This window comes from Cellulomonas taurus (genome assembly GCF_012931845.1).
In the GTDB taxonomy this organism is placed as follows: Bacteria; Actinomycetota; Actinomycetes; order Actinomycetales; family Cellulomonadaceae; genus Cellulomonas; species Cellulomonas taurus.
This window is the reverse complement of record NZ_CP051884.1, coordinates 3,397,691-3,411,872: the sequence shown is the minus strand read 5'-3', so window position 1 is coordinate 3,411,872 and position 14,182 is coordinate 3,397,691. Positions and strand designations below refer to the sequence as shown.

The 14,182-nt window shown below is 69.8% G+C and carries 14 protein-coding genes; 8 read left to right on the top strand and 6 right to left on the bottom strand.

Going from position 1 to position 14,182, the window contains the following annotated elements:
- Positions 1-99 precede the first annotated feature (99 nt).
- From HGK68_RS15790 to HGK68_RS15780, 3 genes are all read right to left on the bottom strand, one after another.
- Positions 100-1,383, bottom strand: coding sequence for an MFS transporter (locus tag HGK68_RS15790; protein ID WP_169166820.1), 1,284 nt, complete (start codon positions 1,381-1,383; stop codon positions 100-102).
- Positions 1,384-1,554: 171 nt separating this feature from the next.
- Positions 1,555-2,649: an inositol-3-phosphate synthase gene (locus HGK68_RS15785; protein ID WP_169166819.1), complete on the bottom strand. Its 1,095-nt coding sequence runs from the start codon at positions 2,647-2,649 to the stop codon at positions 1,555-1,557.
- Positions 2,646-3,293 (bottom strand): PadR family transcriptional regulator, encoded by a 648-nt coding sequence (locus HGK68_RS15780; RefSeq protein WP_169166818.1) that lies wholly within the window; start codon positions 3,291-3,293, stop codon positions 2,646-2,648. Before HGK68_RS15780 ends, HGK68_RS15785 begins: the two co-directional genes overlap by 4 nt.
- A 223-nt stretch (positions 3,294-3,516) precedes the next feature.
- Between HGK68_RS15780 and HGK68_RS15775 the strand changes: the two genes are divergently transcribed.
- The 6 genes from HGK68_RS15775 to HGK68_RS15750 all read left to right on the top strand — a co-directional run bounded on the left by HGK68_RS15775 (position 3,517) and on the right by HGK68_RS15750 (position 8,150).
- Positions 3,517-5,883 carry a transglycosylase domain-containing protein gene (locus HGK68_RS15775; RefSeq protein WP_169166817.1) on the top strand — a complete coding sequence of 789 codons (2,367 nt, stop codon included), beginning with the start codon at positions 3,517-3,519 and terminating at the stop codon, positions 5,881-5,883.
- Between the two features lie 140 nt (positions 5,884-6,023).
- The gene (gene rpsF / locus HGK68_RS15770; protein WP_169166816.1) at positions 6,024-6,317 is read left to right on the top strand and encodes a 30S ribosomal protein S6; all 294 of its coding nucleotides are present in this window, start codon (positions 6,024-6,026) and stop codon (positions 6,315-6,317) included.
- A 61-nt stretch (positions 6,318-6,378) separates the two neighbouring features.
- Positions 6,379-6,918: a single-stranded DNA-binding protein gene (locus tag HGK68_RS15765; RefSeq protein WP_169166815.1), complete on the top strand. Its 540-nt coding sequence runs from the start codon at positions 6,379-6,381 to the stop codon at positions 6,916-6,918.
- 96 nt (positions 6,919-7,014) lie between these two features.
- Positions 7,015-7,251, top strand: a complete 237-nt coding sequence (gene rpsR / locus HGK68_RS15760) for a 30S ribosomal protein S18 (protein WP_122149621.1) — start codon at positions 7,015-7,017, stop codon at positions 7,249-7,251.
- 14 nt (positions 7,252-7,265) lie between these two features.
- Entirely contained in the window at positions 7,266-7,715 is a 450-nt protein-coding gene (gene rplI / locus HGK68_RS15755) for a 50S ribosomal protein L9 (RefSeq protein ID WP_169166814.1), read from the top strand.
- A 201-nt stretch (positions 7,716-7,916) separates the two neighbouring features.
- Positions 7,917-8,150 (top strand): hypothetical protein, encoded by a 234-nt coding sequence (locus tag HGK68_RS15750; RefSeq protein WP_169166813.1) that lies wholly within the window; start codon positions 7,917-7,919, stop codon positions 8,148-8,150.
- Here HGK68_RS15750 and HGK68_RS15745 read toward each other — a convergent pair.
- Positions 8,137-9,495 carry an MATE family efflux transporter gene (locus tag HGK68_RS15745; protein ID WP_169166812.1) on the bottom strand — a complete coding sequence of 453 codons (1,359 nt, stop codon included), beginning with the start codon at positions 9,493-9,495 and terminating at the stop codon, positions 8,137-8,139. The genes HGK68_RS15750 and HGK68_RS15745 overlap by 14 nt on opposite strands.
- A 267-nt stretch (positions 9,496-9,762) precedes the next feature.
- On the opposite strand from HGK68_RS15745, the gene dnaB reads away from it, so the two are divergent.
- Entirely contained in the window at positions 9,763-11,136 is a 1,374-nt protein-coding gene (gene dnaB, locus HGK68_RS15740) for a replicative DNA helicase (protein WP_246260441.1), read from the top strand.
- A 4-nt stretch (positions 11,137-11,140) separates the two neighbouring features.
- Here the strand turns inward: dnaB and HGK68_RS15735 are convergent, their stop codons facing one another.
- Entirely contained in the window at positions 11,141-11,542 is a 402-nt protein-coding gene (locus HGK68_RS15735; protein ID WP_169166811.1) for a pyridoxamine 5'-phosphate oxidase family protein, read from the bottom strand.
- A 16-nt stretch (positions 11,543-11,558) separates the two neighbouring features.
- Positions 11,559-12,923 (bottom strand): glycoside hydrolase family 30 protein, encoded by a 1,365-nt coding sequence (locus tag HGK68_RS15730; protein WP_169166810.1) that lies wholly within the window; start codon positions 12,921-12,923, stop codon positions 11,559-11,561.
- Positions 12,924-12,999: 76 nt separating this feature from the next.
- On the opposite strand from HGK68_RS15730, the gene HGK68_RS15725 reads away from it, so the two are divergent.
- The gene (locus HGK68_RS15725; protein ID WP_169166809.1) at positions 13,000-14,178 is read left to right on the top strand and encodes an MFS transporter; all 1,179 of its coding nucleotides are present in this window, start codon (positions 13,000-13,002) and stop codon (positions 14,176-14,178) included.
- The last annotated feature ends 4 nt before the right edge of the window (positions 14,179-14,182 follow it).

Sequence of the window (14,182 nt, the reverse complement as noted above, 5' to 3'; positions counted from 1 at the left end):
AGTCGGGGCGGAAGTGCCGAACTCGGCGTGCGGGGCGGGGCGGAAGTGCCGAACTCGGCGGGCCGGGCTGGGCCGGGCGGGGCGAGCCGCGCGGCTCGGCTAGACCGGGTTCGGCTCGGTCGCTCGGGTCCGGTAGAGCAGCCCCGCCGCGAGGTACACCACGGCGAGGGCGGCGAACACCGGCCGGGACCACCCGGTGTCCGGCAGCGTGAACGCCCCGAGGGCTGCCGCGCCCACGAAGGCGGCGTTGTAGAGCACGTCGTAGAGGGAGAACGCCCGGCCGCGATACGCGTCGGCGGTGTCCCGCTGCACGATGGTGTCCACGGCGATCTTCGCGCCCTGGGCGGCCAGGCCGAGCAGCAGCGACCCGGCGATCACGGCGGGCCAGGCGACGGTGACGGCGAGCAGCGCCTGAGTGACGGCCGCCAACATCATGCAGGCGGCGATCCAGGAGTGCGGGCCGATCAGCGGCGACACGATCGGGGTGACCACGATCGCCAATGCGAAGCCGATCCCGGTCGCCGACCCGATCACCCCGAAGGTGAGCAGCCCCTGCCGGGCGTCGGTGGGGTCGGACAGCAGGTTCCGGGCGATCAGGATGCTGGCGATGAACACCACGCCGTACAGGAACCGGTGCACGGTCATCACGGTCAGTGCCCGGCCGGGGGTGCCGCGCCGGATCAGGTAGCGCGCGCCGTCGACCAGGCCGTGGCCGAGGCTGCTCAGCTGCTGCCGGATCTGCCGCACGTCGACGGTGACATCGGGGCCCAGGCGGTCGATCCCGATCCGCCCGGCCAGCAGCGAGGCGCACAGCATCACCGCGGCGGCGCACAGCAGCACGACGAAGTCCCGCACCGAGGTCTGCGGCAGCACCAGGCTCAGGCCCAACCCGATCCCGGTGCCCAGGCCGTTGCAGAGGGTGCCGAGGGTCGGAGTGATCGAGTTCGCCGTGAGCAGCAGCTCGCCGGCGACCACCCGCGGCTGGGAGGCCGACATCGCCGCCAGCAGGAACCGGTTCACCGACAGGGTCACCAGCGCGAGCACGTACACCGCCGGGTTCACGCCGACGGTGAGGATGATCAGCCCGATCACCACGGCGAGCCCGGCGCGGATCAGGTTGCCGATCGCCAGCACCTGACGTCGTCGCCACCGGTCGAGGAACACCCCGGCCCACGGTCCGACCACCGTGAACGGTAGGAGCAGCACGGCGAAGGCGGCCGCCACCCCGGTCGCGGTGGTCGCGTTCTCCGGGGAGAAGAAGAACAGGGTCGCCAGCCCGGCCTGGAACAGGCCGTCGGAGCACTGGCTGGTCAGGCGGACCACCAGCAGCTTCCGGAAGTCGACCAGGGGCCAGAGCTGCTTCAGATCGGAGACCACCTGCACCCGGCGAGGGTAGCCGAACGGCCCCGCCTCTCCGGGGGGAGGCGGGGCCGTTCGGTGTGGGCGGGTGCTCAGCGGTGCGGTCAGCGCTCTGTGCTTATTGCTCGCGCTGACCTGCGCTCCGCTTCAGGCAGGACCTCGCTGCGCTCGGGCCTACCTTCCGCTGCGCTCCGGTCAGCGCTCGATGTCACCCCGGATGAAGGCCTCGACGAGCCCGCGGCCCTCCTGGTCCTCGTGCTGGACCGGCGGGGACTTCATGAAGTAGGTCGAGGCCGACAGGATCGGGCCACCGACACCGCGGTCCTTGGCGATCTTCGCGGCGCGCACGGCGTCGATGATGATGCCGGCCGAGTTCGGGGAGTCCCAGACCTCGAGCTTGTACTCCAGGTTCAGCGGCACCTCACCGAAGGCACGACCCTCCAGGCGGACGTAGGCCCACTTGCGGTCGTCCAGCCAGGCGACGTAGTCCGACGGGCCGATGTGGACGTTGCGGTCGTCCTTCTTGCCGGCCAGCGGACCGTCCTGCAGGTTCGAGGTGACGGCCTGGGTCTTGGAGATCTTCTTGGACTCCAGGCGCTCGCGCTCGAGCATGTTCTTGAAGTCCATGTTGCCGCCGACGTTCAGCTGGTACGTGCGGTCCAGGATGACGCCGCGGTCCTCGAACAGGCGGGCGAGCACGCGGTGGGTGATGGTCGCGCCGACCTGGGACTTGATGTCGTCGCCGACGATCGGGACACCGGCGTCCTCGAACTTCTTGGCCCACACCGGGTCGGAGGCGATGAACACCGGCAGGGCGTTCACGAACGCGACACCGGCGTCGATGGCCGCCTGGGCGTAGAACTTGTCGGCCTCTTCGGAGCCCACCGGGAGGTAGGACACCAGGACGTCCACCTTGGCGTCCTTGAGCACCTGCACGACGTCGACCGGCTCGGCGTCCGACTCCTCGATGGTCTGCGCGTAGTACTTGCCCACGCCGTCCAGGGTCGGGCCACGCTGCACGGTGACGCCCAGCGGCGGCACGTCGGCGATCTTGATCGTGTTGTTCTCCGAGGCGCCGATGGCCTCGGACAGGTCGAAGCCGACCTTCTTCGCGTCCACGTCGAAGGCCGCGACGAACTGCAGGTCGGAGACGTGGTAGTCACCGAACTGCACGTGCATCAGGCCGGGCACCTTGCCCGCCGGGTCGGCGTCGGCGTAGTAGTGCACGCCCTGGACAAGCGACGAGGCGCAGTTGCCCACACCGGCGATCGCAACGCGGATGGCAGTCATCCTCGCTCCTTCTGAGGTTGAGCCGCTGGGTCAGCACCCGCGGCGTTTGTGCGGTGATCGACCTGGTGGTCGGCTCCGCTGGGACGGGCACCGCGGGTGCGGCGCTCGTGGTCGATGAGGTCGTCGAGCCACCGGACCTCGCGCTCGACCTGGTCGAGCCCGTGGCGTTGCAGCTCGAGGGTGTACTCGTCCATCCGCACCCGGGTGCGGGTCAGCGAGTCGTGGATCATCTCCAGCCGCTCGGTGAGCCGGGTCCGCCGGCCCTCCAGGATGCGCAGCCGGGTCTCGGCGTCGGTCTGGCCGAAGAAGGCGAACCGGAAGCCGAAGTTCTCGTCCTCCCAGGCGGCGGGGCCGGAGGAGGCCAGCACGTTCTGGAACTGCTCCTTGCCCTCGGCGGTGAGCTGGTACACGATGCGTGCCCGCTTGCCGGACAGGGCGTGCGCCGGTGCCTCGGACGCGTCGGAGCCGGAGATCCAGCCCCGGGCGGCCAGCGACTTCAGGCACGGGTACAGCGACCCGTAGCTGAGGGCCCGGAAGGACCCAAGCAGCAGGTTGAGGCGCTTGCGCAGCTCGTACCCGTGCATCGGGGAGTCGTGCAGCAGACCGAGGATCGCCGATTCGAGCACATCGGATCGTGCGCGCATCTGCCCTCCCTGGGTCACCATCGACTGGATGTATCGGATTGATACATCGAGGACGATAAGGGACCGGGACGATCCGGGCAAGCACCCCGAAAGGACCAGTAGCGATCGCGTGAAGGTCGGCCGAAGAACGAGCCGTCGACTCGGTCGCGAGGTGGTGCTCACGCATACTGATCCGGGCCCGGCGGCCCATCAGGCGGGGGACCAGGACACAGGAAGGCACACCGTGGCAGGCAGCAACCGACCGTCGAGCCGGTCGACCACCGTGCGTCGTATCCCCGCCGACCCCCGAGGTCGGCGGCGGCTGATCGACTATCCGCGGCGCGGCTACACCGGCATCCGGCGCTGGCTGCCCTCCTGGCGGTTCGTGGTCGGATCGATCACCGCGTTCATCTTCCTGTGCCTCGGGGTGGGGGTCGCGGCGTACGCGCTGACCGACATCCCGGCGCCGGACGACTTCGCCGAGGAGCAGACCAGCACCGCCTACTTCTCCGACGGCACCACCCCGATCGGGACCTTCCCCGGCCCGAACCGGAACCTGATCGACTACGAGTCGCTGCCCGCCTACGTCGGACAGGCGGTGGTCTCCTCGGAGGACCGGACGTTCTTCGAGAACTCCGGTGTCTCGATCACCGGCATCGGCCGCGCGCTGCTGAACAACATCACCGGCGGCGAGACCCAGGGCGCCTCGACCCTGACCCAGCAGTACGTCGAGCGGTACTACGTGGGGCAGACCACGACGAGTTACCTCGGCAAGGCCCAGGAGGCGCTCCGGGCGATCAAGATCTCGCAGACCGAGACCAAGGAGCAGATCCTCGGTCGCTACCTGAACACCATCTACTTCGGCCGCGACTCCTACGGCATCGATGCCGCGTCCATCGCCTACTTCGGTCACCCCTCGGCGGAGATGACGGTCTCCGAGGCGGCGTTGCTGGCCGGGATCATCCCGTCGCCGAACAACTGGGACCCCGCGGTCAGCCCGGAGAAGGCCGAGCAGCGCTGGAACCGGGTGCTGAACCTGATGGTCGAGGACGGGTACATCACCCAGGCCGACCGGGACGCCCAGGTGTTCCCGACCGTGGTCGAGTTCTCCCGCTCGGACACCTACGGCGGCACCAACGGGTACCTGCTGCAGTACGTGAAGTCCGAGCTGAACGCGAACGGGATCAGCGACGAGCAGATCAGCTCCGGCGGCCTGGCCATCACCACCACCGTCGACGCCTCCGCGCAGCAGATGGCCGTGGATGCGGTCGGCCGACTGCGCAGCGGGGAGCTCTCCGACGGCGAGCAGCCCAGCGCGAACCTCAAGGTCGGCGTCGTGACCACCGACCCCGCCTCCGGCGGCATCGTGGCGATGTACGGCGGCGACGACTTCCTGGCCGACCAGTACAACCGGGCCACCTACGCGGTGCAGGCGGGCTCGACGTTCAAGCCGTTCACCCTGATCGCGGCGCTCAAGGAGGGCATCCCGCTCACCAGCCGCTTCAACGGCAACAGCCCGCGCACGATCGACGGGTGGGACGGCAACGCCGTGAACAACTTCGGCGGGACCAGCTACGGGAACATCGACCTGATCAAGGCCACCGCGCAGTCGGTGAACACGGTCTACGCCGAGCTGAACCTGGAGGTCGGTCCGGACCAGACCGCGCAGGTCGCCACCGACTCCGGCATCACCACGCCGGTCAGCTCGGTCGCGTCCAATGTGCTCGGGGTCGACGACGTGAAGCCGGTCGACATGGCGAACGCCTACGCGACCATCGCCGCCCAGGGTCAGCACCACAAGACGTACATGGTCCGCCAGGCGGTGTATCCGGACGGCAGCGTCGCCTACTCCGGCGAGAACCAGGCGACGACGATCTACGACGCGAATGTGGCCGCCGACGCCACCTACGCGATGACCCAGGTGGTGCAGCAGGGCTCGGGCAAGACCTGGATCAAGCCGCTGGACCGGGAGATCGCCGGCAAGACCGGTACCTCCAACGACAACAAGTCGGCGTGGTTCATGGGCTTCACCCCGAACGTCGCCACCGCCGTCGCCTTCAGCCAGGTCGGCGACAACGGTGCCGACCGGGTCACCATCGACCCGTGGGGCGGGGTCAAGGAGATCACCGGGTCCACCTGGCCCGCGGCCCTGTGGGCGTCCTACATGGAGCAGCTCTTCACGCTGCCGCAGTACGCCGAGGAGCTGAGCTTCCCCGACCGCGCGAACGTGGGTGCGACCACCAAGCCGACCTCCACCCCGGAGCCCACCCAGGAGGTCACCGAGGCACCCGCGCCGGAGGAGCCGGCCGCGCCGACCACCGTCGCGGTGCCGACCGGCCTGGAGGGTCGCCTGTCGGGTGACGCCGAGGCTGCTCTGGTCAACGCCGGTCTGGTGCCGCAGGTGACCCAGCAGTCGAGCCCGAACGTGGCCTCGGGGTACGTGATCTCGGTCAGCCCGGGCGGCGGCGCCCAGGTGGCACCGGGTTCGGCGGTCACCGTGGTGGTGTCCACCGGTCCGGCGGTCCAACCGAACCCGGCACCGACCCAGACCCAGCCGCCGGCGGATCCAGGGGCGGCCGGCGATCCGGCGAACCCCGGCAACGGCGGTTGATCGGGTAGGCTTGTGTGTTGCTGTGCCATCTCGGTCGTCGCCATCGACGCACCAGGGCGGCACGGTCACGCAGCTCGCACGTCAGTGCGAACCCTCCTGCCACGGAACGACCGTGGCCGCCGAGACCAGAGGAGGTGGGTATGAGCCTGCGTCAGTACGAGATGATGATCATCCTCGACCCCGAGACCGACGAGCGCACCGTCGCTCCGTCGCTCGACAAGTACCTGTCGGTCATCAAGACCGAGGGCGGCACCGTCGACAACGTCGACATCTGGGGCCGTCGTCGTCTTGCCTACGACATCCAGAAGAAGTCCGAGGGCATCTACGCGGTGGTCGACTTCTCGTCCACCCCGGCGACCGCCAAGGAGCTGGACCGCCAGCTCGGCCTGAACGAGGTCGTCCTGCGCACCAAGGTGCACCGCAAGGACGCCTGAGCGTCGGTACACGCGGATAGCGTGAACGGATCTCACTCCCCCACAAGCCCGAGGAGCACTCATGGCCGGTGACACTGTCATCACGGTGATCGGAAACCTCACCGCCGACCCGGAACTGCGGTTCACGCCGTCCGGTGCAGCGGTGGCCAACTTCACCGTGGCGTCCACCCCGCGGTCCTTCGACCGTCAGACCAACGAGTGGAAGGACGGCGACACGCTGTTCATGCGCTGCTCGATCTGGCGCGAGGCAGCGGAGAACGTCGCCGAGTCCCTGACCAAGGGCATGCGGGTCATCGTGCAGGGCCGGCTGGTGCAGCGGTCCTACGAGACCCGTGAGGGCGAGAAGCGCACCGTCGTCGAGCTGCAGGTCGACGAGGTCGGCCCGTCGCTGCGTAGCGCCTCGGCCAAGGTCACCCGGGCCCAGCGGTCCGGTGGTGGCGGCGGCTTCGGTGGCAACGGCGGCGGTGGCGGCGGCTACGGCGGCCAGCAGCAGGGTGGTGGCTTCAACGGTGGCGGCGGCGGCAACCAGCCCGCTGACGACCCGTGGGCCACTCCCCAGGGCGGCGGCGGTGGCGGCTACTCGGACGAGCCCCCGTTCTGATCCGCATCCGGGTGACGACCTGATCGTCACCCACCCCATTCACACCCCATCCCGGGGCATGGCAACGCCCCGGGCTCCCAGAGAAGGAGCACCACGATGGCCAAGGCCGTTGTCCGGAAGCCCAAGAAGAAGCAGAACCCGCTCAAGGCGGCGAAGATCGAGTCGGTCGACTACAAGGACACCGCTCTGCTGCGGAAGTTCATCTCCGACCGCGGAAAGATCCGCGCCCGTCGCGTCACCGGCGTGACCGTCCAGGAGCAGCGTGCGATCGCACGGGCCGTGAAGAACGCCCGCGAGATGGCTCTGCTGCCCTACTCGTCGTCGGCTCGCTGAGAAGGAGCACCACCATGGCCAAGCTGATCCTGACCCACGAGGTCACCGGTCTGGGTGCCCCCGGCGACGTCGTCGACGTCAAGGACGGGTACGCCCGCAACTACCTCATCCCGCGCCGCCTCGCGACCCCGTGGTCGAAGGGTGCCGAGAAGGAGGTCACCGCGATCCGTCGGGCACGCAAGTCCCGTGAGATCGCGACCCTGGACGACGCTCGCGCCGTCCGCGACTCCCTGCAGTCCACCGGCGTGACCGTGTCTGCCAAGACCGGTAACGGTGGTCGTCTGTTCGGTGCCGTGTCCACCGCCGAGATCGCCGACGCCGTCAAGGCCGCCGGTGGCCCGTCGGTCGACCGTCGCAAGATCGAGGTCGCCCAGCCGATCAAGGCCCTGGGTGACTACGAGGTCCAGGTCCGCCTGCACCCCGAGGTCTCCGCCAAGCTGAAGGTCACGGTCGTCTCGGCCTGATCCTGTCGCCTGGCAGCAGCGCCCCGTCCCGGGTCTCCGGGGCGGGGCGCTGTGCTGTCAGCGGTCCGGCGCTCGCACCGCTGGCTGACGTTCGTCTCCACCGCCGGGCTGCCCGTCTCCACCGCGCGGCGGAGCGCACCCGGGATCAGGTTCCGCCCCGCGCCGGATCCGCTGCTCAGGGCTGTTCCCTAGGCTCGGAGCATGACGAAGCAGACCGACCCCAGCCAGGCCACGATCGGTGCCGCCGCCTCGATGTTCGCGATCGGAGCACCCTTCTTCACGATGGGATTGCTGTTCGACCACGCGATGAAGTGGGTGTTCCTGCCGATCGGGGTGGTCTTCCTGTGCATCGGCGCCGGGTCGATGCTCGCGCTGTCCAAGCGGAACGCGGAGGCCGCGGCGGGCGAGCCGGACACCGACGTCACGCCCCGGTGACCAGCCACCGGTCGGTGCGGGAGCGCAGGCCGGTGGTGACCGCCCGGGCGAGCATGAACACCCCCGCGAACGCACCCCACAACCAGGCGAGGCCGACCCAGCCGTCCGGGGCCCAGGTGTGCACAGCAAGTGCGCACGGCAGGTAGACCACCAGCGTGACCAGACCGGCCCAGGCCAGGTAACGCCCGTCGCCCGCGCCGATCAGCACCCCGTCCAGCACGAACACCCACCCCGCCATCGGCATCAGCACCGCGACCACGATCAGCGCCACGGTGATCGCGTGCCGGACCTGGTCGTCCGTGCTGAACAGGGCGGAGAGCCACCAGCCCCCGCCGCCCAGCACCACCCCGAGCACGACTCCAGCGCCGACGCCCCAGGTCAGCGTGCGGCGCAGCAGGGCGCGTACCCGGTCCAGGTCGCTCGATCCGAGGGCGTGGCCGATCAGGGCCTGGGCGGCGATCGCGAGGGCGTCCAGGGCGAACGCGGCGAAGCCCCACAGCGAGTTGACCACCTGGTGGGCGGCCAGGGCGACCGGTCCCAAGCCGGTGGCCACCCACACGGTCACCAGGATCGCCGCCCGCAGGGACAGGGTGCGGACCAGCAGCGGGATACCGGTTCGGATGCCGGTGACGATGCCGCCGGGGGCAGGACGGAGCGAGGCGCCGACCGACCGGGCGCCTCGCACCACCACCGCGACCAGGATCGCGCCCATCCCCAGTTGGGTCAGTGCGGTGCCGGCCCCCGACCCGGCGATCCCGAGTCCGGCGCCGTAGACCAGCACCAGGTTCAGCACCGCGTTCACCGCCGCACCGACACCCGCGACGATCAGCGGCGTGCGGGTGTCCTGCAGCCCGCGCAGCGCGCCGGTGGCCGCCAGCACCAGCAGCATGCCGGGCAGCCCGGGGGCGGAGGCGCGCAGATAGTGCTCGGCCTGGGTCGCCACGTCGCCGCTCGCCCCGAGGGCCGCGATCGCCCAGGGCGCGGCGAGGAAGGCGAGGACCGCCAGGACCACCCCGAGCCCGGCCGCCAGCCACAGACCGTCCACCCCGGTCTGCAGGGCGCCGGCGCGATCCCCGCCGCCGAGCTTGCGGGCCACGACAGCCGTCGTCGCATAGGCCAGGAAGACGCACAGGCCGACCACCGTCACCAGCAGGGTCGAGGCGAGCGACAGCCCGGCCAGCTCGGTGGTCCCGAGCCGTCCGACGATGGCGGAGTCGACCAGGACGAACAGCGGTTCGGCGATCAGCGCACCGAGGGCGGGGACCGCGAGGCCGAGGATCTGACGGTCGACGGTGGACGGTGAGCGTCCGAAACGTGAAATCGCGGTCAACTTTCTGGTGTCCACATCGGTGTACGGCGTTCTGGCCGGTGAGAACGGGCATCGCCCGGTCTTGGTCCACAGTTCTCCACAGCTGTGTCCACGGGTTGTGGACAACGGTGTGGGGGTCGTCCACAGCCTTCCACATGGTCGTCCCCAGGCCCTGTGGACGACTCGCTTGTGCCGGGGAACCACGGCACCTAACCTCGCGTGGGCGCCGGGCAGACGATGTCGGAGGCGCCGGGTACACCTGATGCTCAGGGAGTACACGCGAGGCGGGGAAGAGGAACCACAGTGTCGATCGATGAGCTCGAGTACGCGGCACCGTCGGAGCCCGGCAGCGGCAGGAGCTACGACCGCACCCCGCCCCAGGACCTGAACGCCGAACAGTCGGTGCTCGGCGGCATGATGATCTCCAAGGACGCCATCGCCGACGTGGTCGAGCAGGTGCGCGGCGCCGACTTCTACAAGCCCGCCCACGAGTCGATCTACGACGCGATCATCGACCTGTACGGCCGGGGCGAACCCGCCGACGCCGTCACCATCGCCGACGAGCTGACCAAGCGCGGTGAGATCGGCCGGATCGGCGGCGTCTCCTACCTGCACACCCTGATCAGCATGGTGCCCACCGCCGCCAACGCCGGGTACTACGCCCGGATCGTGCGCGAGCGGGCGGTGCTGCGACGCCTGGTCGAGGCCGGCACCAAGATCGTCCAGATCGGCTACGCCACCGACGGCGGCGACGTCGACGAGCTGGTCAACAACGCCCAGGCCGAGATCTACGCCGTCTCCGAGCGTCGCACCACCGAGGACTACCACCGGCTGGGCGAGGTGCTCGGTGGCACCGTGGACGAGATCGAGGCGGCCGGGCACCGCGGCGACGGCATGACCGGCGTCCCCACCGGCTTCGCCGACTTCGACCGGCTCACCAACGGCCTGCACCCCGGGCAGATGATCATCATCGCGGCCCGACCCGCCATCGGTAAGTCGACCCTCGGCATCGACATGATCCGAGCCGCCTCGATCAAGCACAACATGGCCTCGGTGGTCTTCTCCCTGGAGATGAGCCGCAACGAGATCACCATGCGACTGCTCGCCGCCGAGGCCCGGATCGCCCTGCAGAAGATGCGCACCGGCCAGATGGGCGACGAGGACTGGCAGAAGCTCGCCAGCACCATGGGCCGCATCTCCGAGGCACCGCTGTTCATCGACGACTCGCCCAACATGTCGCTGATGGAGATCCGGGCCAAGTGCCGGCGGCTCAAGCAGAAGCACGACCTCAAGCTCGTGATGATCGACTACCTGCAGCTGATGAGCTCCGGCAAGCGCGTCGAGTCCCGCCAGCAGGAGGTCTCCGAGTTCTCCCGTGCGCTCAAGCTGCTCGCCAAGGAGCTCGAGGTGCCGGTGATCGCCCTCTCGCAGCTGAACCGTGGCCCCGAGCAGCGAGGCGACAAGAAGCCGCAGATGAGCGACCTGCGTGAATCAGGCTCCATCGAGCAGGACGCGGACATGGTGATCCTGCTGCACCGCGAGGACGCCTACGAGCGCGAGTCGCCCCGTGCGGGCGAGGCCGACCTGATCGTGGCCAAGCACCGTAACGGGCCGACGGACACGATCACGGTGGCGTTTCAGGGGCACTACTCGCGGTTCGTGGACATGCAGGCGTGAGGCGTCACCGCAGATCCCGCGACGACATCACCCGTTCCACCGCCACCCGCAACACCACCCGCTCGATCAGCGGATCCCGCGGCCGGTAGCGCTCCCCGTACCGCCGCAGCGCCTCGGCGAGTTCGGCGGGGGAGTCGTCGGCGCTGATCGTGCCCTCCAGGGTGAGCCAGCGCCGTCCGTCGACCTGGCACAGCGCCGCGCGCGTCGGGGCATCGGCGGTGCCCCGACGCGCGTTGCGGACCTTGACCGTGGTCGGGTTGGTGGTGATCCGGGCGATGCCGGCCTCGTCGTCCCAGGTGAAGGCGACCGGGACCACGTGCGGGCTGCCGTCGGCGCGAAGGGTAGTGAGGGTGGCCAGGTGGCGTTCGGTGACGAAGGCGCGCTGGGGGTCGGTCAGCCGGGGCATGGCGTGAGGGTAGTCGTCACACCTCGACGACGAAGGTGTTGAGCGAGTCGGCGGGCAGCACCGGCTCGACGACCTGGTCGCCGACGGTGATCTGCACCGGCATCTCCTCGCCGGTGTCGTTCTGCATGACGATCACCACGCTGCCGTCGGGGTTGCGGAAGGCGAGCTGGTTCTCGTAGCCGGTGTAGGACAGCGTGGGCACCAGGTGGGCGCCGGGCTGGACATAGTGGCTGACGTGCTTGAGCACCTGGTACTCGTGGGTGTACTCGAAGGTGCCGGTGTCCGGGTCGACGACGATGAGGGAGTTCTGCGACCAGCCCCACCGGCTGACCCCGCCGCGGTCGAGGGAGAGGTTCCAGTACTGGTAGGCGCTGGCACCGTTGTTCAGGAAGTCGCGCATCAGGCGCCAGGAGTAGCGGGCGTAGCGCCAGTCGTTCCGGCCGTCGCCGCATTCCTGCTCGGTCTGGTAGATCCGCAGCTCGGGGTAGTCGCGGGCCAGGAACGGCACGATGGACTTGCCGTGCCACTGGACGCCGATGCCGGTGATCGCGGCGGCGGCCTCCGGGTCGGCGAGGACGTCGGCGACCAGGGACTCGTTCGGGCGTTCGACGGTGCCGAGGAAGACCTCGACGCCGCGGGCGCGCATCTGCGGTCCGAGGTGCCGGAGGAAGGCTGCCAGGCCGGTGGGGGTCCAGGTGCAGCTGGGGTAGGGCTGGGCGGAGTTGAACTCGTTCTGCGGCATGACCATCGAGATGTCGATGCCGAGTGCGGCGTAGGCGTCGACGAACCGGCCGAAGTAGGCGGCGTAGGTGGCGAGGTGGCGCTCGTCCTGGATGAAGGAGTCGGTGCCCTCCTGCTGGACCTGGTCGGCTGTCAGGCCGTTCTCGACGCCGTCGATCCACGGCTGGGCCGACGCGTAGTGGCCGTTGGTCTTCATCCACTGCGGCGGGACCCAGGGGGATGCCCACAGGCGCAGGTCCGGCTGCTCGGACTGGGCGGAGCGGATGAACGGGATCAGGGTCTCGTGGTCCTGCGCGATGCTGAAGTGCGCCAGGTCGAAGTCGCCGGGGACCTCGGCGTAGGAGTAGTAGTCGCGGCTGAAGTCGTTGGCTCCGAGCGGCATCCGGCCGAGGGTGAAGTTGCCGCCGATGCCGGGGGCGAACAGCTCGTGGAAGATCGTGGCGCGCTGATCGTCGGTGAGGCGGCTCAGGGAGGTCCAGCCGAGCTCGTTGAAGGTGGCGCCGAAGCCCTCGATCTGCTGGCGTTGGTCGTCCAGTTGGACGAACACGTCCGGGATCCGGGTGATCGGGCCGGGGTCGACGGTGCCGAGGTCCTGCCACGGCTGGTGCTGGGTGGTGCTGGTCCAGGTGGTGATCCTCATCGAACACTCCGTCGTCGTCGTTACCTACTGACCAATCGGTAACAATAGCGCGGCGCGGTTGTGTACGCTCGTACACATGCACGCTGTCGACCGCCGGGCGCGCGCCGCCGTTGCCGCGCTGTTCCTGACCAACGGTGCCCTGTTCGCCAACCTGATCCCGCGGTATCCGCAGATCAAAGCCGACCTGGGGCTGAGCAACGCCACCTACGGCCTGGCGATCGCCGCGTTCCCCACCGGTGCGATCGTGGCCGGGCTGGGGGCGGCCTGGGCGATCCGACGACTGGGGTCGGCACGGGCGGCGGTGCTGGGCACGATCGTCACCGCCCTCGGGGTGTTCGGCGCGGCGCTGGCGCCGAGTGTGGGGCTGCTGGTGACCGCGCTGTTCCTGGCCGGGGCGATGGACGCGATCACCGATGTGGCGCAGAACGCCCACGGTCTGCGGGTGCAACGCCGCTACGGCCGCTCGATCATCAACTCCTTCCACGCCGTGTGGTCGATCGGCGCGGTGCTCGGTGGATCGATGGCGGCCGGGGCGATCGCGTTGGACATCCCGCGCGGGGTGCACCTGGCGGTCAGCGGGGTGCTGTTCAGCCTGGTCGCGCTGGTCGCGCTGCGGTTCTGCCTGCCGGGACGTGACGGTGACGAGCAGGCGGTGGCCGATCCCGGTCAGCTCGGCGACCGGGTCGGGGCGTCCCGCGGCCGGGTGGTCGTGATCCTGGCGGCGCTGGTGCTGATCGCGACCGCCGGGACCCTGGTCGAGGACGCCGGGAACTCCTGGGCGGCGATCTACCTGTCCGGCTCGCTCGGCGCCTCCGCTGCGGTGGCGGCCACCGGGTACATCGCGCTGACCGGGGCGCAGTTCGTGGGCCGGGTGCTCGGCGACCGGCTGGTGGACAGGTTCGGGCAGCGCGCGGTAGCCCGGGCCGGGGGCACGCTGGTGGCGGTCGGGATGGCGTTGGCGCTCGCGTTCCCGTCGGTGCCCGGCACGATCCTGGGCTTCGCAGCCGCCGGCTTCGGGGTCGCCACCCTGGTCCCGGCCGCGATGCACGAGGCCGACGAGCTGCCCGGTCTCAAGCCCGGCACCGGCCTGACGGTGGTGTCGTGGTTGATGCGGATCGGCTTCCTCGCCTCACCGCCGCTGGTCGGTCTGGTCGCCGACGCCAGCGGTCTGCGCACGGGGCTGCTGGTGGTGCCCTTCGCCGGGATCGTGGTGGTGGCGACCGCCGGGGTGTTGCAGGGGCGTCGCCGGGCCTAGCGGC

Coding starts and splice junctions, on each gene's coding strand:
- HGK68_RS15725 (WP_169166809.1), top strand. CDS start 13,000: ATGCACGCTGTCGACCGCCGGGCGCGCGCCGCCGTTGCCGCGCTGTTC.
- HGK68_RS15765 (WP_169166815.1), top strand. CDS start 6,379: ATGGCCGGTGACACTGTCATCACGGTGATCGGAAACCTCACCGCCGAC.
- rpsR (WP_122149621.1), top strand. CDS start 7,015: ATGGCCAAGGCCGTTGTCCGGAAGCCCAAGAAGAAGCAGAACCCGCTC.
- rpsF (WP_169166816.1), top strand. CDS start 6,024: ATGAGCCTGCGTCAGTACGAGATGATGATCATCCTCGACCCCGAGACC.
- HGK68_RS15730 (WP_169166810.1), bottom strand. CDS start 12,923: ATGAGGATCACCACCTGGACCAGCACCACCCAGCACCAGCCGTGGCAG.
- HGK68_RS15735 (WP_169166811.1), bottom strand. CDS start 11,542: ATGCCCCGGCTGACCGACCCCCAGCGCGCCTTCGTCACCGAACGCCAC.
- HGK68_RS15785 (WP_169166819.1), bottom strand. CDS start 2,649: ATGACTGCCATCCGCGTTGCGATCGCCGGTGTGGGCAACTGCGCCTCG.
- rplI (WP_169166814.1), top strand. CDS start 7,266: ATGGCCAAGCTGATCCTGACCCACGAGGTCACCGGTCTGGGTGCCCCC.
- HGK68_RS15750 (WP_169166813.1), top strand. CDS start 7,917: ATGACGAAGCAGACCGACCCCAGCCAGGCCACGATCGGTGCCGCCGCC.
- HGK68_RS15780 (WP_169166818.1), bottom strand. CDS start 3,293: ATGCGCGCACGATCCGATGTGCTCGAATCGGCGATCCTCGGTCTGCTG.